The 24,754-nt window shown below is 49.0% G+C and carries 23 protein-coding genes; 8 read left to right on the top strand and 15 right to left on the bottom strand.

Annotated elements, in window-relative coordinates; genetic code table 11:
* Positions 1–46: 46 nt before the first annotated feature.
* The 5 genes from BUB81_RS17550 to BUB81_RS17530 all read left to right on the top strand — a co-directional run bounded on the left by BUB81_RS17550 (position 47) and on the right by BUB81_RS17530 (position 4,731).
* Entirely contained in the window at positions 47–883 is an 837-nt protein-coding gene (locus tag BUB81_RS17550; protein ID WP_073324650.1) for an AAA family ATPase, read from the top strand.
* Complete coding sequence (locus BUB81_RS17545; RefSeq protein ID WP_073324649.1) at positions 883–2,061, top strand: vWA domain-containing protein; 1,179 nt, start codon at positions 883–885, stop codon at positions 2,059–2,061. Before BUB81_RS17550 ends, BUB81_RS17545 begins: the two co-directional genes overlap by 1 nt.
* A 145-nt stretch (positions 2,062–2,206) precedes the next feature.
* Positions 2,207–3,349 (top strand): RDD family protein, encoded by a 1,143-nt coding sequence (locus BUB81_RS21860; RefSeq protein WP_084526691.1) that lies wholly within the window; start codon positions 2,207–2,209, stop codon positions 3,347–3,349.
* A complete protein-coding gene (locus BUB81_RS17535) occupies positions 3,336–3,938 on the top strand; it encodes a nucleotidyltransferase family protein (RefSeq protein WP_073324648.1) in 603 nt (200 codons plus the stop codon). The genes BUB81_RS21860 and BUB81_RS17535 overlap by 14 nt, the downstream gene beginning before the upstream one ends.
* Positions 3,939–3,969: 31 nt before the next feature.
* Positions 3,970–4,731: a rhomboid family intramembrane serine protease gene (locus BUB81_RS17530; RefSeq protein ID WP_084526688.1), complete on the top strand. Its 762-nt coding sequence runs from the start codon at positions 3,970–3,972 to the stop codon at positions 4,729–4,731.
* Here the strand turns inward: BUB81_RS17530 and BUB81_RS17525 are convergent.
* The 11 genes from BUB81_RS17525 to cmoA form a co-directional block, all read right to left on the bottom strand.
* Positions 4,725–5,345, bottom strand: a complete 621-nt coding sequence (locus tag BUB81_RS17525; protein WP_073324646.1) for a MarC family protein — start codon at positions 5,343–5,345, stop codon at positions 4,725–4,727. The genes BUB81_RS17530 and BUB81_RS17525 overlap by 7 nt on opposite strands.
* 1 nt (position 5,346) lies before the next feature.
* Entirely contained in the window at positions 5,347–5,949 is a 603-nt protein-coding gene (locus tag BUB81_RS17520; protein WP_073324645.1) for a methyltransferase family protein, read from the bottom strand.
* A gap of 120 nt (positions 5,950–6,069) precedes the next feature.
* Positions 6,070–6,423 carry a Fis family transcriptional regulator gene (locus tag BUB81_RS17515; RefSeq protein ID WP_073324644.1) on the bottom strand — a complete coding sequence of 118 codons (354 nt, stop codon included), beginning with the start codon at positions 6,421–6,423 and terminating at the stop codon, positions 6,070–6,072.
* 12 nt (positions 6,424–6,435) lie between these two features.
* Positions 6,436–7,788, bottom strand: a complete 1,353-nt coding sequence (locus BUB81_RS17510; RefSeq protein WP_073324643.1) for an MATE family efflux transporter — start codon at positions 7,786–7,788, stop codon at positions 6,436–6,438.
* Between the two features lie 2 nt (positions 7,789–7,790).
* Positions 7,791–9,032, bottom strand: a complete 1,242-nt coding sequence (moeA, locus tag BUB81_RS17505; RefSeq protein ID WP_073324642.1) for a molybdopterin molybdotransferase MoeA — start codon at positions 9,030–9,032, stop codon at positions 7,791–7,793.
* A gap of 114 nt (positions 9,033–9,146) precedes the next feature.
* Positions 9,147–10,928: a sugar phosphorylase gene (locus tag BUB81_RS17500; protein WP_073324641.1), complete on the bottom strand. Its 1,782-nt coding sequence runs from the start codon at positions 10,926–10,928 to the stop codon at positions 9,147–9,149.
* 3 nt (positions 10,929–10,931) lie between these two features.
* A complete protein-coding gene (locus BUB81_RS17495; RefSeq protein ID WP_073324640.1) occupies positions 10,932–12,155 on the bottom strand; it encodes a glycosyltransferase family protein in 1,224 nt (407 codons plus the stop codon).
* Positions 12,156–12,163: 8 nt separating this feature from the next.
* Complete coding sequence (locus BUB81_RS17490) at positions 12,164–12,988, bottom strand: HAD-IIB family hydrolase (RefSeq protein ID WP_073324639.1); 825 nt, start codon at positions 12,986–12,988, stop codon at positions 12,164–12,166.
* Positions 12,985–13,872, bottom strand: coding sequence for a kinase (locus BUB81_RS17485; RefSeq protein ID WP_073324638.1), 888 nt, complete (start codon positions 13,870–13,872; stop codon positions 12,985–12,987). Before BUB81_RS17485 ends, BUB81_RS17490 begins: the two co-directional genes overlap by 4 nt.
* 283 nt (positions 13,873–14,155) lie before the next feature.
* Positions 14,156–15,133: a tRNA 5-methoxyuridine(34)/uridine 5-oxyacetic acid(34) synthase CmoB gene (gene cmoB / locus BUB81_RS17475; protein WP_073324636.1), complete on the bottom strand. Its 978-nt coding sequence runs from the start codon at positions 15,131–15,133 to the stop codon at positions 14,156–14,158.
* Between the two features lie 9 nt (positions 15,134–15,142).
* Entirely contained in the window at positions 15,143–15,871 is a 729-nt protein-coding gene (cmoA, locus tag BUB81_RS17470; protein WP_073324848.1) for a carboxy-S-adenosyl-L-methionine synthase CmoA, read from the bottom strand.
* Between the two features lie 169 nt (positions 15,872–16,040).
* Between cmoA and BUB81_RS17465 the strand changes: the two genes are divergently transcribed.
* Positions 16,041–16,673, top strand: a complete 633-nt coding sequence (locus BUB81_RS17465) for a response regulator transcription factor (protein ID WP_073324635.1) — start codon at positions 16,041–16,043, stop codon at positions 16,671–16,673.
* 19 nt (positions 16,674–16,692) lie between these two features.
* Positions 16,693–17,691, top strand: a complete 999-nt coding sequence (gene add, locus BUB81_RS17460) for an adenosine deaminase (protein WP_073324634.1) — start codon at positions 16,693–16,695, stop codon at positions 17,689–17,691.
* A gap of 92 nt (positions 17,692–17,783) precedes the next feature.
* Here add and fadE read toward each other — a convergent pair whose 3' ends face one another.
* From fadE to purM, 4 genes are all read right to left on the bottom strand, one after another.
* The gene (gene fadE / locus BUB81_RS17455) at positions 17,784–20,207 is read right to left on the bottom strand and encodes an acyl-CoA dehydrogenase FadE (RefSeq protein WP_073324633.1); all 2,424 of its coding nucleotides are present in this window, start codon (positions 20,205–20,207) and stop codon (positions 17,784–17,786) included.
* A gap of 267 nt (positions 20,208–20,474) precedes the next feature.
* Positions 20,475–21,230 (bottom strand): DUF3108 domain-containing protein, encoded by a 756-nt coding sequence (locus tag BUB81_RS17450; RefSeq protein WP_245819260.1) that lies wholly within the window; start codon positions 21,228–21,230, stop codon positions 20,475–20,477.
* A complete protein-coding gene (purN, locus tag BUB81_RS17445; RefSeq protein WP_073324631.1) occupies positions 21,196–21,846 on the bottom strand; it encodes a phosphoribosylglycinamide formyltransferase in 651 nt (216 codons plus the stop codon). Before purN ends, BUB81_RS17450 begins: the two co-directional genes overlap by 35 nt.
* 6 nt (positions 21,847–21,852) lie before the next feature.
* Positions 21,853–22,893, bottom strand: coding sequence for a phosphoribosylformylglycinamidine cyclo-ligase (purM, locus tag BUB81_RS17440; protein ID WP_073324630.1), 1,041 nt, complete (start codon positions 22,891–22,893; stop codon positions 21,853–21,855).
* Positions 22,894–23,319: 426 nt separating this feature from the next.
* On the opposite strand from purM, the gene BUB81_RS17435 reads away from it, so the two are divergent.
* Positions 23,320–24,753 (top strand): DUF2066 domain-containing protein, encoded by a 1,434-nt coding sequence (locus BUB81_RS17435; RefSeq protein WP_073324629.1) that lies wholly within the window; start codon positions 23,320–23,322, stop codon positions 24,751–24,753.
* Position 24,754 lies beyond the last annotated feature (1 nt).

Below are 24,754 nucleotides of genomic sequence, written 5' to 3'. Positions count from 1 at the left end.
CTATATGTTATGGTTATTTTAATGGTTTACAGATTCGAGGATAAACATGGCTTTTAAAGGTACTGAAAATTATATCGCCAGTGACGACCTGCAGCTTGCGGTTAACGCCGCGATTACGCTGGAGCGACCGCTATTAATTAAAGGCGAACCGGGTACCGGGAAAACCCGTTTGGCAGAAGAATTAGCCACCAGCCTGGGCACGGATTTAATCCAGTGGCACATCAAATCCACAACGAAGGCACAGCAGGGCCTGTATGAATATGATGCTGTGTCGCGCCTGCGTGATTCTCAACTGGGCGATGATCGGGTGCACGACATCAGCAACTACATTGTAAAAGGCAAACTCTGGCAGGCGTTTGAGGCAGATAAACGCCCGGTACTGTTAATTGACGAAATCGACAAGGCTGACATCGAGTTTCCAAATGACCTGTTGCTGGAGCTGGATAAGATGGAATTCTTTGTTTATGAGACTCAGCAATACGTAAAAGCGGCGCAGCGCCCGGTAGTGATCATCACCTCAAACAACGAAAAAGAGCTGCCGGATGCGTTTCTCCGCCGTTGTTTCTTCCACTACATTAAGTTCCCGACACCCGATGAAATGCGCCAGATTGTGCAGGTCCATTGCCCGAATATAAAACAGCGACTGCTAGAAGAAGCGCTGACGTCATTTTTCAATATTCGAGAGGTACCGGGGCTGAAGAAAAAGCCTTCTACCTCAGAGCTGATTGACTGGCTGAAATTACTAGTGGCGGAAGATATTCCCCCCGAGGCTCTGCAAAACAGCGACAGCAAAGCCAGTATCCCGCCGCTCTACGGTGCGTTATTGAAGAACGAACAGGATATTCACCTGTTTGAAAAACTGGTCTTTATGGCACGACGCTAATGTTGGTTGACTTCTTTTTCACACTGCGCAAATACGGGGTCAGTACGTCGTTGCGCGAACTGCTGGATTTATTAAAAGCGCTGGAAAAGCAGGTGGTCTATGCCGACCTGCAACAGTTCTATTATTTAGCCCGCATTGTGATGGTGAAAGATGAATCCCAGTTCGACAAGTTCGACCGGGCATTTGCTGCTTATTTTGAAGGGGTAGAGGCCATCGATTTGTTTGGTGGCAGCATTCCTGAGGAGTGGCTGCGCAAGGAATTCGAAAAACACCTGACACCAGAAGAGCGCGAAAAACTGCGTCGTGAAGGCGGCCTTGAAGAATTAATGAAGACTTTACGTGAGCGGCTGGAAGAGCAACAAAAGCGTCACGCTGGCGGTAATAAATGGGTAGGGACCGGTGGAACCAGCCCCTTTGGCGCCTATGGCGACAATCCCGAAGGCGTGCGTATCGGTCAGGATGGAAATCGTAAGTTTTCTGCCGTAAAGGTCTGGGATAAAAGGGAATTTAAGAACTTTGACAGTAATGCTGAAGTGGGTACGCGTAACCTTAAAATGGCTCTGCGTAAGTTACGCCAGTTCGCCCGGACCGGTGCCAGTGAAGAATTAGACATGCAGCAGACCATTTCCAGCACAGCCAGGCAGGGTGGTATGCTGGATATCCATATGCAGCCTGAACGTCACAACGCGGTAAAGGTGCTAATGTTCTTCGACGTCGGCGGTTCCATGGATGCTTACGTAAAAGGGGTTCAGGAATTATTCTCGGCAGTGCACACCGAATTTAAGCACCTGGATTACTACTATTTTCACAACTGTGTGTATGAATCGGTGTGGAAAGACAACGCCAGACGAGACAACGAACGAATTGATGTGTGGGATATCATTCACCGCTACGGCCGCGACTACAAAGTGATTTTTGTGGGTGATGCCACTATGGGGCCCTATGAGATTGCCTATTCAGGTGGCAGTGTCGAGCACTGGAATGAAGAACCAGGCGCAACCTGGATGCAACGCCTGACCCAGCACTTTCAGCATTGTATCTGGTTAAATCCGCAGCCTGAAAATTACTGGCCCTATTATCAGTCGGTAAGCCTGATTAATGAGTTAATGGAGAGCCGGATGTTCCCGCTGACACTGGATGGCTTGAGTCGGGGCATTAAATCGTTACAGAAAAAATAACGCCGCCGCTGTTGTTGGTTGTCAAAAAGGCGTATAAATAACACATAAGGCGGGCCAGCCCCGCCGTATGTGTCTTCCGAGCACAGCGAACCGCTAGAACAAAGTACAATAATCAATTATATCAATACGACAGGGATGGCTACGTATGACTGATTCATCTGCGCCGCTACCAGCACCTAATTCGGCACCTGAGCCAGCTAACACCGACGACAAGGCGTTATCCAATAAGGAAACCCGGGAAATCGTAACGCCTTATGCCTTTGGCGTCGCCGACGCCTTGCTCGGTCAACCGTTGGCATCACCCATGCGCCGCTTGCTTGCGCAAATCATTGATATTGCCATTATCGCCATGTTGAGTTCAGCCCATGCTTTCGTGTTGGCGTGTTTTGTTGCCGTTACGTTTTTTAAGGCGGGCAGCCATCTGGCCAAAGGAACCAAGCGAACAACAGCAAGAAAAATGTTGCGGCTTTCGGCGGCATGCCTGTTGTTCCTGGTGACTTATGGGATTGTTGATGCATATAACAGCACACCCATACCCGAATACGGTTCTCCTGAGAATTCCAAGCAATGGGCGGAAGCCGGTATTGGCCTTGCTCAGCACCTTGCCTGGCGAGCGTGTGAAGACAATGTAGACTGCTACAAAGAGATAGCCTCCGACTTTGGCGAAGCCATTGCCGAGACGGGCATTTCGAATGCGGAATTTGACCGCAAGCTTGAGGCCTTTTTTGCTGACAAAGACATTGACCCGAAAACCCAGTCGGAGCTGACTGAGTTATATACCTCAGCGTTTAATGCATACAATCAAACTGACAGCGAAACGGCGAATGCGCCATCAGAGGACTCGGTTTCCGCCGACGAGGACGCATCACAAGAGCCAACTGTGAAATTAGGACTGGGGAACGACAACAATACCCAGCGCTCACAAAGTATCATTGGATGGGTAGAGGGAATCATTCGCGATCTGGGTTTAGGGTTTGGTTGGGCAGCCTTGTATTACAGTGTATTAACCGCCTGGTGGCGGGGGCACACCATTGGCAAAAAGCTGCTGCGTATTAAAGTGATCAAGCTCGACGGTAGTCCACTTAACCTGTGGGAAAGTTTTGGCCGCTACGGTGGCTATGGCGCAGGTATTGCCACCGGTCTATTGGGCTTTATTCAGGTGTTTTGGGACCCGAACCGGCAAACTATTCAGGATAAAATCGCCGAAACACTGGTGTTGTATCGTCCTGTTGGCGCTATTCCTCTTCCCCAGTTACTTGAAGAAGCAGAGCCACTTGAGCAAGCATAGCGCTAACCCCGAACTTACTGGTTTCCATGCAGTGATCCTCGCTGGCGGTCAGGCTAGTCGCTATGGTGGCAATAAACTGTTGTCCACTCACCCCGATTCCCAGTTGCCGTTGCTATGGCATGTGTATCGACAATACCAGCGTGCCGGGCTGACTGCGCTGTCAATAATTACCGGGCACTGGCACGAGGCGATACGGGCGAATTTGCCCAGTGATATTCATATACTCTTTAATCCGAAATGGGAAACCGGCCTGGCAAGTAGCGTGATACTGGCAAATCAGTCCGTTGATGACAACAAAGCGTTAATTCTTGGCCTAGGCGACCAAGCGGGCATTACCGCAAATAGTATTTCCACACTCTGTAGTGCCTACAAGCCAACCTGTATTACTGCGAGTCAGTATGATGGCTTGCTGGGGGCACCGGCTATATTTGCCCCGGCACATCGCTATTTGCTGGATAACCTGGCTGGCGATCAGGGAGCCGGTAAGATAATTCGTCATCAGTTTCAGACTAATAATCAACGGGTAACTCGGGTGCCGCTCAAAGAAGCGGGTTGGGACATCGATACACCGTCCGACTGGCTGGATTGATCTTTTTGTCGTACGTCCCTATATCTAGGGAATGAAACGATACAACGCTTATCAACTTACTCCCTCTATCTTGCCAGTTGTCATGGCGGTAGCCGTATTATGGGTGATTCAGTCTGCCGGGGTCCTGTTTAAATGGGATTTGTCGCTGTTGGGTGTCGCCCCCCATGAAATCGCCCGGCTGTATGGCATTGTTACTTCGCCGTTAGTACACGGTTCATATGAACACCTGTTCAACAATACGTTGCCGTTAATTGTGTTGGGCAGTATGGTGCGTTACGGTTACCCGTCCTCGCGAGGAAAGGTGCTGCTGTGGGCTTGGCTGACGTCGGGGCTGGGTATCTGGCTATTTGGCAGAGAATCCGTTCACCTTGGTGCCAGCGGAGTGAGTCACGGCCTGTTTTTCTTTTTGTTTACAGTGAGTTTGTTGCGGAAAGACAAGCGCTCTGTAGCGTTGATGATGATCGCTTTTTTCATGTACGGCGGTATGGTCATGAGTATTTTCCCACGAGACCCGGGGATTTCCTACGAGGCGCATTTCTTTGGCGCACTGGGAGGGGTGATTGCCGCGGTGTTGTACTGGAAGCGCGACCCGAAACCCGCAGTGAAACGCTATCATTGGGAAGAACACACAGACGAAGAAGACCCGGTTATTGGCGACCTATGGCAACAAACGCCGCACCCTGATTCCCCTGAAGTGCGTGTTAATCGCAATGGGCATTCACTTCAAGGGCATACACCTCAAGGGCATTCGGATCATCCGTATTCACACCGTCACGACAAGCACTATCACTGAGGCAGCACAATACCAAAGTAATCCGTGATGCCAGCCAGAATATTGGTCGTGGCCAGCGATGCCAGAATAAATCCCATGACCCGACTAATGATATTGGCGCCCATTGGGCCAATTACGCGAATAATCACACTGCTGCCCAACATAAGAATCAGAGTGATCACCAGTACGATCATCATCATTGCTGCGGTCTGGGCCTGCTCCCAAATGGTGTACACATTGTTCTTGGTTAAGAGCACGGCAGCCAGCATGGCACCTGGGCTCGCAATGGAAGGTACTGCAATAGGGAATATCGCCGTCTCGCGAGCGTTATCGGCCATTTTGAGTTCCTGCTCCGGCTTACCTTCACCAAAAATCATCGAAAGCGCAAACAAGAACAAGACAATGCCACCTGCAATCTGAAACGCGGGTAGCGGAATATGCATGGCGGTCAGAATCAGTTCACCGGCCACTATAAAAAACAGTAAAACAAAACTGGAGGCTGCAAATGCGATCAGCGCAATGTTTCTGCGCTGCTTAGCCGTATGATGGGCAGTGGATGCCATAAAAACCGGTAGGGTACCTACGGGATCAATAACGGCGAAAAAATAGATAAGGACGGGAATATAATCAATCATATCAAAGCCAGCGTGGCACACTTTGTTGGTATTGCTGATAGTCGTTCGAAAACTGCGAGGAAAGTTCTACCTCTTCAATTTTAACCTGAGTGTAAAGTGCATGCCAACCAACGACTAAGCACACCAGGGTAAATAAAGAGGGAAGGGCCATGAAGAAGCCTGCCTGAGCAATAGCAACGCCCACATAGGCTGGATTACGGCTAATGTTATACAGGCCATGACTTACCAATTGTTGGGTTGCGGTACTGTCAACACCACTGCGCCATTGTTTACCCAGAGAAAAATTAGCAGCAATGGCCAGACCAAATCCCAACACCATAAACGCAGCGCCAGCCCACATGATCTGGGGTATCTCTATGGCGTTAAACCGCATAAGATACTGATCGGTAGCCGGTTCGAATAGCCTCGTCACACATACAGCCCATATGCTGACCCGAAACACCCGGAACGTGACATGATTCCACCAGTGCTGGCTAAAGCGTTCGCCCATGCACACAACAGGGGCTTGCTTGCGGTTTTTTACAAGAACCAAGCTGGTGTAAAATACCGCGACAAAGGTGAAAAACGCTGCTAAAAACACGCGCAACGCGTAAAAATCTTCCATGGATGACTCCGTGACATTGCTAATTCGGTACTATGGGTACGTTATCATTACTTTGCAAGTAAAATACGCCGAGGCCGTTATGCATTGCGCTGACTGCATGTAACCAGCAAGAGTTGGTGTTTAGCCAACCAGACGTGTTAGTCGTTGCTGCCAGTTTCCGTTATCTTCACGCAGGCAGCTTTCTTCACTGTCAAACCTCACATGATGTCGGCTGTCTTTGAGCCTGATGCCCGCCTTAAGCAATTGCTGTTGTATCAACTGGCGCATACGCTTATCGTCTCCTTGTTGCTCTGCTTGAGAGACCTCTGCATCGATATTAAAGACACAGGTCACCATTAAACTTCCCGGAAAGTGGTCGTATCTGGCAGAGTGGGTAAGCCACTCAAATCCAATATCCCAGTCTTTCGCTGTTTCGCAAGCCAGGGTCAGCGCTTTTACAACATTATTGTCGAGTTTCTTAACGGTTTTTTTCATCGAAGCACCCGCTCAGGATAGTCTGCGTTGAATATAGTACAGACGGGCCCCCAGCATAATAGCGGCGCTGGTGAGGCCGGCAATAATGCCCAGCCAGAACCCGGTTGCGGCAAGCGGTGCTGCGGTTACCCAGTCTGTACGCCCCAGAATAACACCGACGGGCAAACCAATGAGCCAGTAGGCGCAAAAGGTAATGTAGAACATGGCTGTGGTGTCTTTATAACCGCGCAATGCGTTGGCAGAAATAACCTGCACGGCATCTGAGAACTGAAAGATGGCCGCGAACAGCAAGAGTTTGAAGGAAATAGCAAACACTTCTTCGTTGCTGGTATATAAGCCGATAATGAAGCCCTTTGCCAGAACCGTGAAACACGCAGTCAGGCAGGCAACAAAAGTACCTATACACAACGCGCTTTTCACCGCGGTGCGTGCCTGTTGAGGGCGATTCTGCCCTATGCGATAACCAACGCGAATGGAGGTTGCCATGCCCATGCTCAATGGGAACATGAACATCAGGGCGGAAAAATTAAGCGCAATCTGATGGGCGGCGACCACATTGGCGCCAAACGGCGCGAGTAATAAGGCAATAACCGCAAACAGGGTAACTTCAAACAGAATGGTCATGGCTATCGGCAAGCCGAATATCAAGGTAGATTTGATTTCCCCAAAATTGGGAGCATACCATTGTGTAAACAGCTTGAAGGATTGCAGTCTCGGCGCAACGCGAATGTAAATCAGGGTGGCAATGCTCATGGCAACAAAAACCAACGCTGTCGCTATTCCACAGCCCGCACCGCCGAATGCCGGAATGCCCCAGCCGCCATAAACAAACAAAAAGTTACCAGCAATATTCACGACCAGGCCAATGACGGTAATGATCATACTGGGTTTGGTATGCCCGAGCGCTTCACAGTAGTTGCGAGACCACTGGTACAGCGCAAATGCCGGGAAAGACCAGTACACATAGCGTACGTAATCCGCTGTGATGGCTGCCAGGTTTGCATCCATAGGAAAAACCGACACAATGTCAGACGCGAAAAAGGCAGCGGTAAAAGGCAATACACTGATGAGTATTAACAGATAACCGGCTTGTTGCGTGGTGTTAGCGACCTGATGGAGTGCTTTTGCGCCATGTAGTCGTGATACCAGAGGTGGAATCGCCAGGGCAATACCTTGTATGAAGCTCATTACAGGAATGGTAATGCTGAATCCCAGAGCCACGGCTGCCATGTCGACGGCGCTGTATCGACCCGCGATTATAGTGTCACTTACACCCATCAGCATTTGGGTAATTTGCGCAATCAGCAGGGGCCATGCAAGTTTAATCAGGCGCTGACTTTCTAACGCAGTGCGCCGGGAAATCATACTCATGCCGATGTGTTTTCCCAAATGCTAAATGGTTGGATCATAATGCTGTCACCCGCCTGTAATTCACTCACGTCTGCTGGTATCAGCATGTAACAGTTGGCCTGAACGATGCCAGTCATCACGCCCGAGCTTTGTTTAGCGTGCGGGGTAACCACGACCTTATTGTCTGCATCTACGTGAAATGTTGCTCGCTGGAAATCGAGTCGTCCGGGACGGCGTTTTATGGACGTCGATAACACCGCGGGGATGTGTTGACGATGTGAATGGGCACAGACTTGTTCACCCTGTAGCTGTCGAATCAGCGGGAAAACCAGTTGTTCTGTGGTCACATAAGCCGATACCGGATTTCCGGGGAGTCCGCAAAACAAGGCATTGTTGATATGTCCGAACGCAAACGGCTTACCCGGCTTAATGGCTACTTTCCAAAAGGCCACATCCCCCAGCTCTGCCAAAATATCCTTGATAAAGTCCGCGTCTCCCACTGAAACACCACCGCTGGAAATGACCAGATCACATTGCTGTGCTGCCGTTTCCAGGGTTTCGCGAATGGTTGGCGGATGATCCGGCACTATGCCGTAATCGATCAAGGTAACCTGACATTGGTGCAATAACGCTGCAACGCCAATGCGATTAGACTCGTAAATTTGCCCTTTAGCCAACGGTTCGCCCGCAGCTTTCAGCTCGTCTCCCGTGGCCAGTAAACCAACCGTGATAGAGGGGTACACTGACACTTTTGCGAGGCCTAACGAGCTGAGTAAAGTGAGGTGAGCCGGCGTTAATCGCGAACCGGCCTTAATGATGCAGTCACCGGAGACGATATCGGTACCGACCGGACGGATGTTGGCCCCAGCGCCGACGGTTTCGTTTAGGGTGATTTGATCATCCTGAGCAGTGACGTCTTCCTGCATAACCACCGCATTGCACATGGCTGGAATTGGAGCGCCGGTCATGATGCGGGCACATTCACCCCGTGCTATCGCGTAGTCTTTGGAGTCACCGGCGAAAATACGTGCCACAACAGGGAGTTGCTTGCCCATCTGTGCGTCATCCGCATGCATCACATAACCGTCCATGGCGGAGTTATCACAGGGCGGAACGTTGACCGGGGCAAAGACGTCCTGGCTGGCTACCCGGTTCAGTGCTTCCAGAAGGGGCACGCTAACCGATTCTGCCGGTAATGGTGCAGAAGAAAGCAGTAGATTAATTGCATCTTGTAGGGGTAACCAGGGATTCGCAGCCATGAGAATGTCTTACAATTCAATGAGGCGCGCAGTATAACACCAATGTTCAGACTGTGGGGAACAGAATAGCGGCAAACAAGAAGGCCGACAGCCCTTTGTTTGCCGCTGCAAGTATTAATTATTGGCTTTGCGGTATTCTTCGTAATCCATGTTGCTCAACCACACGGTCTGGTAAGGTTTGAGCTGCATAAAGCCGAGCACATCTTCAACCTGTTCACGACTGATAAGATCAATCCAGTTGTCGGTACCAATCAGATTAATATCTGACAACAGAATTGACTGTTCCTCATCGGTAACGTTACTGATACAGAAAATGCTCTGTCTGCGATTCAGACTTTGACGCCAATAACCAAACAGTTTGTTGCCTAACTGCAACGTAAACTGCGTAGCATTCGGGTGGAACGCTTCCTGGGCTTTACGAATGCGGATCAACTGCGACAAACGGGTTAGCACCTTGTGGTGCTGAGAGTAGGGCGAGTCGAGCAATGTCTCGAGTTCGCTGTATTCCCAGCGCTTGCGGTTTATTGAACGATTTTGTCCGGTATTCGCGACTTTTTCGTAATCGTTTGACGTGCCCAGCAGGCTGTGAATATACAGGCCTGGAATACCTTCCATACCCAGCATAATGGCATGCGCGCACAAGAAGCGGTCGATCTGATACTTGTCGGGGCCTTTTACTGTGCCTTGCATGGCATCAAACAAGGTTATGTTGATCTCATAAGGCTTCTGCTGACCATTTTCAGAAGAACGCCACGAAATACGCCCGCCAAAATTTTGCATAGCCTGCACTAACGTACCCAGTTCATCATCACTCAGTAACCCTTCTGCCGGTCGTAACCCAATGCCATCGTGTGAGGCAATAAAGTTAAAATACGTCGTGCCGTTTTGCGCCGGTGGCATGCTCATCATCCAGTTTTTCAGATAAGTACAATCGCCGCTCACCATGGTGTTAACTAACAGAGGCGGAAGCGAGAAGTTATATATCGCATGTGCTTCGTTGGCATTACCAAAATAGGTGAGGTTCTCACGGTTAGGGATGTTAGTTTCAGTAATAATAATAATACTGGGATCAACGTGCTCAATGAGCGTGCGCATCAGACGAATCACTTCGTGGGTCTGCGGCAGGTTGATGCATTTAGTGCCGATAATTTTCCATAGGAAAGCCACGGCATCTAAACGAAACAGCTTGGCACCATTGTCGATGTAATGTTTGATGATTTGGATAAAGGTCAACAATACCTTGGGGTTTCTGAAGTCAAAATCCACCTGATCATGACTGAACGTACACCAGACATGTTGCGTACCGTTGGCGGTTTCGGTTTCTCGCAACAGGGGGCTGGTGCGCGGTCGGGTCACTTCAGACAGATCATCAGACGGGTCTGCGGTCATGAAAAAATCACTCCCGGGACCCTCGCCCTTAATAAAGTTGTCGAACCAGACACTGCGTGACGAGCAGTGGTTGATCACTAAATCAAACATCAAACCATAATCGGCCGCGATACGGTGTATGTCTGACCAGGTGCCAAGCCCTTCGTTAACACTGGAATAGTTAATTACCGAAAAGCCGTCGTCCGAGCTAAACGGGTAAAACGGTAAGATATGCACCTTGTTGATGGTACTTTTACAGTAGGTATGTAAAAAGCGATACAAGGTAAACAACGGCGATTCGTGCTGATTCATCACACTGTCGCCGTAAGTGATCATTACAATATCCTGTTCATCCCAGTAATTCTGGTGTGGCGCAGGGATCTGAATGTCTTCTTCGTTATTTAACCCAATGGTGTTCATAAGCTGAGTAGCCAGCTCACCCATTGGGATATCTGTCACCACATCCGCATAAATAAACTGCAGGTGGTGACTGATTTTTTCGTGTAAGTAATCCCAGTGTTTCGTCATTGGCTACCCTCTGAACTCTTCAGTATCTGCTTCAACGGCCTCCAGTAAACGATCCAGAATATCCGGTACCGCACTGGTTACCCGGTTCCAGCTTGGAATAAACGGGGTTTCCATGGGGTTTTCCAGGAAGTGTTGGCCGGCTTTCATGATATTGCTGGCAAACATTTCTACGGCTTTCTCTTCGCTGTGGATATCCAGCGTTAAGCCGTTCATTACCGCATCGTTGTGATAGGTCTCAATAAAGTCCAGCGCGATTCGGAAATACGTGGCTTTAATAGAACGGAACATCTCGTTGCTAAACGAAAAGCCTTGTGTGGCCAGTTTTCTGAATACCGCTTTAGTGATGTCGATAGACATCTTAGACAACCCGCCTTGTTCGTTGTTGAGCGACAGGTCCTGGTGTTTGTGATCGTAGGCATCGGCGATATCAGCCTGACACAAGCGGTTGTGAGAATAGTTGCGATGCATTTCAGACAATACGCCGATTTCCAGGCCCCAGTCACTGGGGATGCGAATGTCATTCAACACGTCACGGCGGAACGAAAATTCACCGGCAAGTGGATAGCGGAAGCTGTCCATAAACTCAATGTATTCGTTATCACCCAGTGTGCGTTTTAATGCGCGTAGCAGTGGGGTAACTAACAGGCGCGATACACGGCCGTTGATTTTGCCATCGGCAACACGTGCGTAGTAGCCTTTACAGAACTCATAGTTAAACTGAGGGTTAGCGACCGGGTAAATAAGGCGAGCCAACAGGTCGCGCTTGTAAGTAACAATGTCGCAGTCGTGCAAGGCAACCGATTCAGCTTTATTCGACGCCAGAATATACCCCATGCAGTACCAAACGTTTCGGCCTTTACCGAGCTCTTTTGGCGCAAGATCAAGGGCCTGCAACTCTTCGTCGATGGCTTTTAAGCGGGGGCCGTCGTTCCATAAAATACGGTGATGTTGTGGCAGGCGTTTAAAAAAGCCCTGTGCGTGACGGTACTGATCGGCATCTGCGCGATCCAGACCGATTACAATTTCCGACAAATAAGGTACATCTACCAGTTCGTCGACGATATGGGATAGCGCTGGCCCTTCCAGTTCTGAAAACAGTGAAGGCAGAATCAGTGCCATCGGACGCTTTTGCGAGAATCGCAGCAACTCTGCTTCAAGCGCTTCTGTTGAGCGGCTTGCCAGGTTGTGTAACGTGGTAACTACACCGTTTTGATAAAAATCGGCCATGTGTCCTCCTAATCTTTCAATGAAAGCAATTGTGTGAGCATTTCTGTCCAGCCTTCAGGGCCGAGTAAGGTGCTGGTATAAACATTATCTTTTTTATTGAGGGCAGGAGGCTGATGGGTGGGAGAGGCAATGCGTACTGCAATATCCGCCGCTTCCATCATCGCAATGTCGTTTTTGCCGTCGCCCAGTGCCACTGACGTGACATCGGTTGCGGTTTGACGACGATATTCCTCCATAAACCAGCGCAGGGCTTTACCTTTGGTACACTCACCAGAAATGTGAATAAATCTGCCACCTTCAAGCGGTGTGGCACCGCGTTCTTTCACGGCTTGTAAAAACGCTTGTTTCCTGTCTTTTGTGCCAAGCCAAAGCACGGGTTCGCCATATTGACGTTTCGCAGCCAGTTGCGCGTCTTCTTCGCTCAAACCAGTTGCGTCCATTATTTCCTGAACCGACATTTCGCTGAAATGTGTGAATTCAGCTGCAAAATCGGCTTTTACTAACTCAAGTAGTTTTAGCCAGTAACCTTTGGACGATATAAACGACTTACACCAAAAGCCGTCCTGCCAGGTAGTACCCGCAGGCTTTTGCTCAAAAAAGCCGTGGGGAATAAATGCAGCGGCACCATTTTCAATAATAAACGGGCCTTTCAGACCTATTTTTTCGCGCAGCTCAACCATTTCCAGAAACGTTTTACTGGTGTTCGGGATCACGGGCGTGCCCTGCGTTTTTAACTTATCCAACGTGGGGACGGCGGCGGCAAAACTGTACGTATGGTGATCGAGCAACGTGCCGTCCATGTCGGTAAAAATCACAGTGTCTGACTGTTTCATTCAACTACCTTTTCTCGTTTTTGTTCTACTTGTTGTATTTGGCGCTGTGCATCCAGGTGAAACACATAATCACATTTTGCCGGCAAAGTGGCTAATCCATGCTCAGTTAAGCGCTGATAATGCTGTATAAAACGCGCTATCTGTTGGTCTGACATAATACCGGGATGGTCGCTGCCAACACGGGCGGCTAATTTGTGCTCTTGCTCTGTACGCCATTGATACACCTGATCAAACGACGGCGCTTTTAACATAACCCAGCTTTGCATTCGGGCATACAGTGGTACGTAGTGATTAGCGAGCTGACGATTAACAAAACGGCGCCAGATGCCCAATGAATCTTCTTCTTTCTCTAGGGTGTTCACTGGCACCGAAAGAGCCGCCTCGGCTTGTGGCATAACACCCCAGCACCATCCTTCCATCAATACAATGTCAACCGGGGTATTCACCACAGGCCATTCTGTAACGGGAAAAGGATTATCAATTGCTTTGTTGAATCGAGGGATGGAGGCCGTGCCGTAAAGACCAAGCTGTTCGTACGTTTTTAAAGCCAGCCTTGTGTCGTGGGTACCAGGCACGCCGCGGGTAGCCAGCAATGGGTGAACTTTTACCGCCAACGCATTGCGGCTGGACTGGTCCAGATAGAAATCATCCATCGACAGAGACACGACTTTCAGGTTTTTATGCTGTGAAAGGTAATACACTAAGAAGTCACACAGCGTTGATTTTCCAGACCCCTGGCAGCCGTTGATGCCAACGAAATATGGACTCTTTGCACCAATTTGGTGCTCTGCTAAATCCTCAGCTAATGGAATGAACCATTTTTGTGCGATGTCTTTGTAGCTTTCCGGGAGCTGATGTTCTTCAAGAAATAAAGAAATATCCATGGCGCTGCCTTATTTTATGAGCTGATAGCACAGTTTCTAAGGTGATTAGTCAATGATGCCTACAACATCTGTGCCAAAGTTAGATAAAACCCGATCGTACAGCGATGAATAATGAGCCAAATGCCAGTGTTGCACAAAAATTGGTCGTTTGCAGTGGTTGGTGAAGAAATATTTGTCGAATTGCTTGTCGCGCCACAGAATAAAAGCCACATCGACATGTGTGGGCTGTGTAAAATTTACAACAAAGCGGCCAGTTTTTGTTGGCACAGGCCGCTTTAAGGATTTACCTCTTTGTTGCTGTGATCACGGCGCGAGTAGGGGCAGGATAACCTTCGATAGTTTTACTGTGATCATTGGAGTCGAGAAAGTCGACCAGAGAGTGGTTTGTCATCCAGGGTGTGGCACGCTGCTCTTCAATAGACGTAACACTGACATCGACGGTTTTACAGTCGACGAATCCAAGGCGCGTCAACCATACTTTTAACGCCTCGCAACTCGGCAGGAACCACACGTTACGCATTTGCGCATAACGTTCTCCGGCCATCAGTACCGTGTTCTCATCACCGTCGACAACCAGGGTTTCCAATACTAATTGCCCGCCTGGCTTGAGCTGGTCCTTCAATTGTTGCAGAAACAACATGGGATCTTTGCGGTGATATAGTACACCCATGGAAAACACTGTATCAAACGCCTTTAGCGGCTGCATTTGTTCAATACCCAGAGGTAACAAGTGTACTGGCGCGTCGCCAATGAAGTGTTTAGTCGCCAGAAACTGAATAAGGAACAGCTGTGTGGGGTCAATGCCGTAAACATTAGCTGCGCCTTCTCCGCGCATACGCCACAGGTGATAACCACTTCCACAGCCAACATCCAGCACCTGTTTCCCTGCCAGCGGCGCAATATGGGGCTTTACCCGATCCCACTTCCAGTCTGAACGCCATTCGGTGTCGATATGAATGCCATGGATATGGAACGGGCCTTTTCGCCAGGGCATAAATTGTTTCAGTAAACCTTCAATGTGTTTCTGTTGATATTCAGACACCGGGGCATTGCTGTTTACTGTGACGCTGTTTAACAGGTCAATATTATCAGCCTCTATGGCAGGTAACTTATCAACCAGCTTTTGCCACTTCTTGAACTCACCGTGCAACGCGTTGCGATACCAGTCGTCCATTTGTTGGGGCAGGGTATTTAGCCAGTGGGCCAGCGGACCTTGTAGTAAATCCTGATAAGCCGCGGAAAACAAAGCGTGTGCACTCATTGATTTACCTTACTTAATTGCCACTAGAGACATAAAATTGTAGCACTTGTACCACATCACCACATCGGAAAAGCCGATTTCGCGTAAACGGCTTTCATGGGTTGAGAAACTATCAATCAGCATAACGTTTTCAAGTGCCGCACGCTTTTGACTTATTTCCAGTTCACTGTAGCCATTGTTGCGTTTGAAGTTGAGGTGCAGGTTATTAATCAGGTGGTTACCTGAGTCCTGTTCGTGTTTCACCTTTTCAGACAGCACAAAAATACCACCGGGGTTCAGGCCGTCATAAATGGTTTTTAACAGGGCTTTTCGTTCATCGGGTGCGATAAACTGCAGTGTGAAATTCATAATCACCATAGATGCATTTTGAATCTCAACAGACTGTGCATAACCTTCCGACACCGCTATTTGGTTAGGTAGATTAAAGGCGTCTACGACGCGCTGGCAGCGTTTTACCATGGCCTCCGAGCTGTCTATAGCATAAATCTGGCACTGGTCTGGCGGACAGCGTCGCGCAACCGACAGTGATGCGGCCCCCAGTGAGCAGCCAAGGTCAAACACATTGGATTGAGGGGTTACGTAAGCCTGCCCAAGTTCACCAATGGTATCAATGATGGTTTGATAACCGGGCACTGACCGGTTGATCATATCCGGAAATACCTCAGCTACCGCGTCATCAAAACAAAAATCGCTAACGTGCTCACGGGGCGTAGCAAAAATATTGTCTTTATTGGCCACTTTTTCTCCAATGCTCGAATTACGGCCGGCAATTTTACTCTGCCACCACAGAAAACCAAGCAAAAAACGAAAAAAATCACCAAGAATCCAATTCTTTACTTCATTATGTTAATCTTTAGTATTACCCTATGCTAAATATGCAGTAGAAAGCGATTTGAGGCCTTTATAGATGCGATTTGTTATTGCTGATGACCACCCGTTATTTCGGGAAGCACTGTCCGCGGCACTCACCCCTTTGTTCGATGGGTTAGAGGTATTGGAAGCTGAGACAACCGAGGCGCTGTTCGACATTTTACAGCGCAATGATAACGTTGACTTATTGCTGTTGGATTTGTCTATGCCAGGATCTAACTGGTTCGACACACTGGCCAATGCGAAAGAAAAGCTCCCGGAATTACCGATTGTGATGGTATCTGCTAACGATGACATTGATGTGATTTCTCAATCAATGGCCTTAGGGGCGTCGGGTTATGTGCCAAAATCAACCCCAACACGTACTATTGCTGAAGCAATTGATATCGTGCTTGGTGGAGAGCAATGGTTGCCAGCGGACATTGCGGAGAAACTAACAGACCACAGCAGTAATATGAACGATATGTTGGAGCGGTTTAAGGAACTGACGCCAAAGCAGTTACTGGTGTTGCGTTATGTGCGTTCAGGTATGATGAACAAACAAATCGCACATGAAATGAACGTGACAGAAGCAACGGTTAAGGCACATATCAGCGCTGCGTTGAAGAAACTGGATATTAACACTCGTACCCAGGCGGTACTGCTGATGGACAAACTGCAAATCAATTAATTTTCCACTCGAGGTGCCGATGAACCCACGCATACCTAAAGTAGATCTTCATCGGCATCTGGATGGCAACATCCGACCGGCAACCATCTGGGAGCTGGCACAACTCCACCAACTTTCGTTACCCGCTTCTTCGGCTGAAGGCCTTATTCCGTTTTGTCAGATTCAGGATAAAACCAGTGACCTATTAGCTTTTCTTGCCAAGCTGGATTGCGGCGTTTCAGTATTAGCCAATACCGACGCTTGCCATCGCATCGCTTACGAAAATGTAGAAGATGCCCATCGCGAGGGGCTCGACTACGTTGAGTTGCGATTTTCGCCTTACTATATGGCGCAAGCGCACCAACTGCATATTGCCGATGTAGTAGAAGCCGTTGTTCAAGGCTGTAAGGACGGTGAGCGTGATTTCGGTGTTAAAGTTAACCTTATAGGTATTCTCAGCCGAACATTCGGTACCGACGCCTGCTCGCTGGAATTAGCCGGGCTTATCGCACACAAATCCGATATTACCGCGCTGGATTTAGCCGGCGATGAACTGGGTTTTCCCGCGCCGCTTTTTGTTGAACACTTCAAGCAGGCGAGGGATGCAGGCTGGCACATCACCGTGCATGCTGGAGAAGCTGATGGACCACAAAGCATCTGGAATGCCATTGAATTACTGGGTGCCCAACGCATTGGGCATGGCGTTGCAGCCCGTCACGATGACAAACTCATGGCTTATCTGGCAGAGCACGCTGTAGGTATTGAAGCCTGTCCCACTTCTAATTATCAGACCGCTACAGTAACCGATACTGCTAATCATCCTATGAAGACGTTTTTGGATGCCGGCCTGGCTGTGACATTAAATACCGATGATCCTGGCGTGTCAGCGATTGATTTAGCGCACGAATATCGTGTAGCCGCATCTGTGATAAATTTGTCGCAAAACGAGTTAGACGCTGTTCAACGAAACGCGGTAGAACAAGCGTTTTTATCTGATACCGATAAACAGCAATTATTCGAAAAAGCAGCAAGCCGCTAAGGTATGTTGTTAGCGGTTTTTAGTCCTGAATAAACAAAAAGGAAGCCATTTGGCTTCCTTTTGCGTTTTACTTTGGATAGAGGCTTAGCTCGTTAACGGATAGCCGCCACCAGTTCTTCGTGATCAAAATCGTCAACGGCAATGATCTTCGCACGGCCTTTTTCGGTCCGGCGAAGCAACTCGGCTTCTTCTTCCGTTATCAAATCTTTCTCAAGGGCGATATCGGCAAGCTTGTCGAGCTGAGTAAACTGACGCTTCTCACCCAATGCTTTGCAAACCTTGTCGAAAACAGGCTCAGAGGCCAGTACATCGTCCAGTGTTTGCTCCAGTTCTCCAGGCAGGCTGCCAGGTTCACGAGTTAGATATTGACCGTCTCCCAGGCGCGTGCGCGCTGAACCAGGTGTTTGTAGCAATTGAGCGATTTCGTGCTCAGTTACGTCACTTGGTTTTGAAACACGGTGTCCGAATGGGATCAGCTTTAACTTCAGCACTTTACCCAACCACGTAACAGGGAAGTTATCGAGGAAGTCAATGAGCGCGGTTTCCAACTGGTAAATACAATCTTGCATAGCCCAGTGCATCAACGGTAAATCTTCGTGCTGACGACCTTCTTCGTCAAAGCGTTTCAGGGTCGCACTGGCCAGGTAAATGTAACTCAACAAATCACCCAGGCGAGCAGACAAGCGCTCGCGGCGTTTTAATGAACCGCCCAGAATTCCCATCGACAAGTCGGTTAACAACGCCAGGTTGGCGCTGTAGCCCTGAAGCAACTGGTAGTAACGCGCCGTGCTGTCTTTAAACGGAGACTGATGGAAGTACCCATTTGTCAGCGTAAACCAAGTACTGCGAACCGCATTCGCTACTGCAAAACCAATGTGTCCAAACACGGCTTTGTCGAAGGCCTTAAGCGCTTCGTCCTTATCGTCAATGGCTGCCGCTTTGATTTCTTCCAGTACATAAGGGTGACAACGCATCGCACCCTGACCAAAAATCATCATGTTACGGGTCAGAATGTTTGCCCCTTCCACGGTAATGGAAATCGGCATGCCCTGATAGCCTCGACCCAGGTAGTTATTTGGACCAAGCATGATCCCTTTACCACCGTGAACATCCATCGCGTCGTTAACAACGGTGCGAGAGCGTTCGGTCAGATGATATTTACAAATCGCTGAGATAACAGATGGCTTCTCGCCCAAATCCACGCCTACGGTAGACAAGCGGGTAACGGCATCCATCATGTAGGCATTGCCACCAATACGGGCAAGCATTTCTTCTACGCCTTCCATGTGGCCAATTGGGATCTTAAACTGACGACGGATACGTGCATAAGCGCCCGTCGACATTGCGCAGGATTTCGCGCCACCTGCAGAGGTTGAGGGCAGGGTAATACAACGGCCAACCGACAGACATTCCATCAGCATACGCCAGCCTTTACCGGCCATGTCTGCGCCACCAATAATAAAGTCCAGTGGTACAAAGATATCGTTACCGCGTACCGGCCCGTTCTGGAATGGCGTGTTGAGCGGGAAGTGACGGCGACCAATGTCCAGTCCTTCAGTGTCATGGGGGATCAGCGCACAGGTAATGCCGATGTCTGTTTTATCACCCAACAACTTGTCTGGATCATAGAGTTTGAATGCCAGTCCGACTACTGTCGCAACAGGCGCCAGTGTGATGTAGCGCTTGTCGAAGGTCAGGCGCATACCCAGTACTTCTTTACCTTCCCATTCGCCCTTGCAAACAATGCCCTGATCAGGAATTGCGCCAGCATCTGAGCCGGCTTCCGGACTGGTCAGAGCGAAACAGGGAATTTCATCGCCGTTTGCTAAACGGGGTAAATAATGGTCTTTCTGTGCTTGCGTACCATAGTGTTGAAGCAACTCACCCGGACCCAATGAATTAGGCACACCCACGGTGCTTGAAAGCACTGCGCTGGTACCAGCCAGTTTTGCTATAACTCGAGATTGTGCGTAGGCTGAAAAATCCAGGCCGCCATATTCTTTTTTGATGATCATGGCGAAGAATTTGTGTTCTTTCAGATAAGCCCATACCTCTGGCGGTAAGTCAGCGTCTTTATGGTTTACCTGCCATTCGTCAATCATGCTGCAAACCCGGTCAACCGGGCCATCGAGGAAAGCTTGCTCTTCAGCAGTGAGGCGACCTTTAGGAATGGCGTGCAAGGTATGCCAGTTTGGACGACCAGAGAAAATCTCGCCATCCCACCATACGGTACCCGCGTCAATCGCTTCCTGTTCAGTAGACGACATTTCAGGCATGACTTTACGGTAGAAGGCCAGCATGGGTTTGGTGAGATAAGGAATACGCACAGACGGAACCACGAAAGGCACCGCGAGTAACGCGAAGAACACCCAGCTAAAAAAGCCCAGGCTGCCAAACAACGTAGCAATAAGCAGCGCGGAAGCGCCGGTTATTACCGTGTTGCTCAATGAACATCGTTGATAGGCACAAACAGCTAGCGCCACCAAGACTATCAGTATCCACACTAAATCAGACATTGTTACTCCTCATTGTGTCCTGTTGAGGTCTGACCAGAATACCTTAAAGCTATCGCTGGATAGCTAAAAAATCAAGTGAAAACGGTGTTAAAGCTGCGTAAAAAAGAGGAGTAGATAACGTACTGGGGTGAAACCGAAGACAAACGTGCTCGGGACTATCCGTGAATCAACAGTATGTGAATGACCGAAAGTTGGTAAAAATATGGAGCAAGCCTGAAGACTAGTGTAGTGAACAACTTACCAAGGTCGAACAGGCTTCACTAAAACTTATTTGGCAGCGAAGGCTTTGAGTCGTAAATCGCCTTGCTCATCACCGTCTTTAAACTGCTGTAACCGAACCAATTGATAGTTCAGGTCTGGTGCAAACCAGGCATAAGTGACGCGAGAACTTGAGTCGCGTTCAATTTCTACTTTTAAAGCTTCGATAGAGCCATAGGGCAAATCCAGTTGCTCCATGCCGTGTACCAGAATACCGTAATGTTTTTGCTGGCCGCGGTAATTAATAAACTGGTAATCCAGTGCTGAGATGCCCTGAGCAAGTCTGACTGTCAGATCAAGGCGGTAAAGCTGGTTGTCGAATTCATTTTCCCAGTTGATCTGGCTTTGCTCATCATCGTCCGAAATGTTAATCAGCGCAGGGGGACCGGGGTTAAATGTTACCTGTAAGCTTTTGTCTGAGCCGGTACCTGTGCGAGAGTAATTATATTCCTGAGGCGTAATAGTGTCGCCATCGACGGTAAATATTGAATGCTCAAACCGTTTGTCAGAGAGGAAAAACTTCGACACTTTGGATTGGTAAGTTAACGAGTAGAGTCCGGGAGATAGCTCTTCAAGTGATACTTTGGCAGAGCCCAGGTTGTCGTCCCACTTGTAAGCGTAATACACCGCTTCAAAGGGTTTTAATAGAGCACTGGCGGTATTTGCAGGCTCTGTCGATGCTATAGCGGCCTGAACCATCAGGCCAAACAGTGCAACACCTGCAACGCGCTTAATCGTTTGCGTAACCACCTTCTGGAAGCACATTCCCATCTAATACTGCCTTATTATTATTCATTGTTAATCGGCCACCGCAAAACCAGTGTACCACCAATGGGTAAATATGGCGTTCCTGTTCCTGCACACGCTGAGCCAGCGTGCCTGCATCGTCGTCACTGAACACCGGAACCTTACACTGAATGATGACGGGGCCGCCGTCAAGCTCCGGTGTTACAAAATGAACGCTGAGTCCATGTTCTTCGTCGCCATTGTCAATGGCGCGTTGATGCGTATTTAACCCTTTGTACTTAGGCAACAAAGACGGGTGAATGTTCAATAATTTACCCAAATAATGATCAACGAAGTCGGCAGTCAGGATGCGCATGAACCCGGCAAGTACCACACAATCAGGTGCGTAGCTGTCGAGGGTTTCCATCAGTGCGGCGTCATAGCTTTCGCGATCTTCAAAAGTCTTGTGGTCCAGGCAAATCGCCGGAATCCCTGCGTTTTCAGCCCGCTCTAAACCGAAGGCGTCAGGGCGGTTAGAAATGACACACGCGATCTTGCCGTGTATTTTCCCCGCCGCAACGGCATCAATGATGGCCTGGAGGTTTGAGCCATTACCAGAAATTAAAACACAGATGTTGGGCATTGCACTGGACATTCGGACTTACTCTGTAATTTCTACTTGTGCATCGCCGTCTAAGTCAGCAATACCACCAATTAACCAGGCATCTTCACCGGCATCATTTAATACAGATAGCGCTGTGTCTACATCAGCTTCATCAACAACGATAACCAGACCAACACCACAGTTAAAGGTACGGTACATCTCATGTGTCGTTACGTTGCCGTTAGTTTGCAGCCAGTTAAACACGGCTGGCCATTCCCAGCTGTTGCCGTCGATAACTGCTTTCGCATTGTCAGGTAAGACGCGCGGGATATTTTCCCAGAAGCCGCCACCGGTAATATGCGAAATCGCAGAGACCTTTACGCTTTCCAGTAATTTAAGTACTGATTTAACGTAAATGCGGGTAGGGGCAAGTAAATGGTCAATGATTGGTTTATCGTCAAGCGGCTGCGTAACATCGGCACCGCTTACTTCAATGATCTTGCGGATTAACGAGTAGCCGTTTGAGTGAGGGCCCGAAGAACCCAGGGCGATGATTTTCTGCCCGGCTTTAACGGTGGTTCCATCGATGACATCAGCGGCTTCTACAACACCCACGCAGAAACCAGCAATATCGTAATCGTCACCGTGGTACATTCCCGGCATTTCCGCCGTTTCACCACCAATCAGTGCACAGCCGGCCAGTTCACAGCCTGCGCCAATACCTGTAACGACGTCGGCAGCAGTATCAACATTTAACTTACCGGTTGCGTAGTAATCCAAGAAGAACAACGGCTCAGCACCCTGAACAATCAGGTCGTTCACACACATGGCAACTAAATCGATACCAACGCTGTCGTGACGTGCATAGTCCATTGCCAAACGCAATTTCGTGCCTACACCATCGGTGCCAGACACTAATAAAGGCTGCTTGTATTTTTCAGGAAGCGCGCACAGTGCACCAAATCCACCCAGACCACCACGTACTTCAGGACGCTGAGTACGTTTGGTTACCGATTTAATACGTTCTACTAATTGATTGCCAGCATCGATGTCGACGCCTGCATCCTTATAACTCAACGAGGTATTTTTGTCAGTCACGGGCAAGCCTTTTAAGGTGGACAGGTTTGAATGCGCGGATTCTACCAGTATCCGCCATTAAGTCCAATGCGTAATCCCCATTGCAGGGATGGATTTACGCAAAAGTTTGGCATAGCCGAATTGAAACTATCAGTAAACAACGCGGCGTGTAGACTCGGGTTGATTGTTTTGTAGTCAGATTTGCCGAATTTGTTACCGGCAATCCACATATTTGTGGTGAAAATCAGATCTAAATAGCTCACAATACAGAGATAATTGCCACTGAATTTACCAGTTGGTACCAGAAGTGAGTTGTGTTGTTCGAGCCGTTTTAGGGGTTTATCCAAATCGCGCGCAAACTGGCGATTTTCGCCTTGTACTGACTCACTTTCGAACAGACAGGTCTCTGTTCAGGGATAGGGAGTAAGCATTTCGCTTAAGTGGTTTATGGTTGCAAAAACAAAGAATGCGTTTGGCGCCTGGTTTTTGGGGTGCTTGTTGGGTGTTATGGCTTTAAACAGTCAGGCAAGCTCAACGATTAATATCAATACCGGCAAGGTCGCGGTTGACGATCGCAACAGTCGGACACAGCGTGCGGCCACGCGAGAGGCGCTCAGCCAGTTATTAGTAAAGTTAACCGGGCAGGGCGACATTAGCGGCTATCAGGCTCTGCAGGCAATTCGGGATGATGCCAACCGGTATCTGCGTGCTTATCGTTATACTGAAGAAAATGGTCAGCTGTATTTTGTGGCTGAGTTTGATCGCAAACAGCTGGAATCTGTGTTGATTCGGGAACGCTTGCCAATTTGGGGAGACCGCCGTCCCGACGCCTTATTGTGGCTGGCCGTTGAAAATGAGCAAGGCGAACGCCGCATTATTGATGACGGTCAGACCAACGACTATACCATTACCGCGCGTTTGCAGGCTGACGTTCGCGGTGTGCCGTTAACGCTGCCGTTAATGGATCTTGATGATGCGCTGCGTATTAATGCCTATGATGTATGGGGGCTGTTTCCGCGCCAACTTAACCAGGCGGCAGCAAGATATAACGTTGATTTTGTATTGGGTGCGCGGGTATACCGCAATCGCACGCGTGAAATTGTATTTCCAACCCCAGAGCCTGACGCGCAACCCGTAGAAGATGGTACTCAACCTATCCAGGTGGCAGAATCGGGCGCAGAGCCTATGGCGACTTTATCTGACACAACTTCGTCTGCTGGTGACAATACCGTACAAGGGGCGTTATTTACGTTACCGGAAGGCGGCGTTCAGCAAATCGACGCAAACAGTGTCTCGGGCGAGCAGAACGTTAACGGCATAAGCAACGAAGCGCTGAGTAGACTTGCAGCGAGTGGATTTGGCTCTGCAGAGCAAACCATAGAGCCCGTCAATGAAGGACCACTTTTTACACAAGAAGAGTTTTCCACGCTGGCGGCTCGAGCAAAAAAAGGGCGCTATTCACTGGACTTCTTTTATGGCCCTGCCAATGGCGCGTCTTCTGAAGTCATTCACGATACCCTGATAGGCGATGAACCGAATGAGCTGATAGCGCAGTTAATTAATCGCTATGCCGATTATTTGGGACAAAACTACGCCATCCTGCCAACCGACGCTGATAGTGAGCAACTAGTTGAGCTGTCTGTGGGTAATTTACACGACCTACGTGGATATGTGGCCGTGCAGCAGTACTTACAAGCGTTGAGTGTGACGGAAAGTGTGACGTTAGTTCGTCAACAAGGCACAGTAAGCACGTTTGGTCTGCGTTTGTTGGGTAGCGAGCGTGATTTACGTGCGGTACTCAGTCTGGACAATCGTTTACAGCCACTTCGCGATGCATTTGGGCAGCCTCTGGAAGGCATGCACTATTTCTGGAGCCAATAAC

The organism is Marisediminitalea aggregata (assembly GCF_900129565.1).
Lineage (GTDB): Bacteria > Pseudomonadota > Gammaproteobacteria > Enterobacterales > Alteromonadaceae > Alteromonas > Alteromonas aggregata.
The sequence above is the reverse complement of the archived record's forward strand: the minus strand, read 5'-3'. Positions and strand labels throughout refer to the sequence as shown.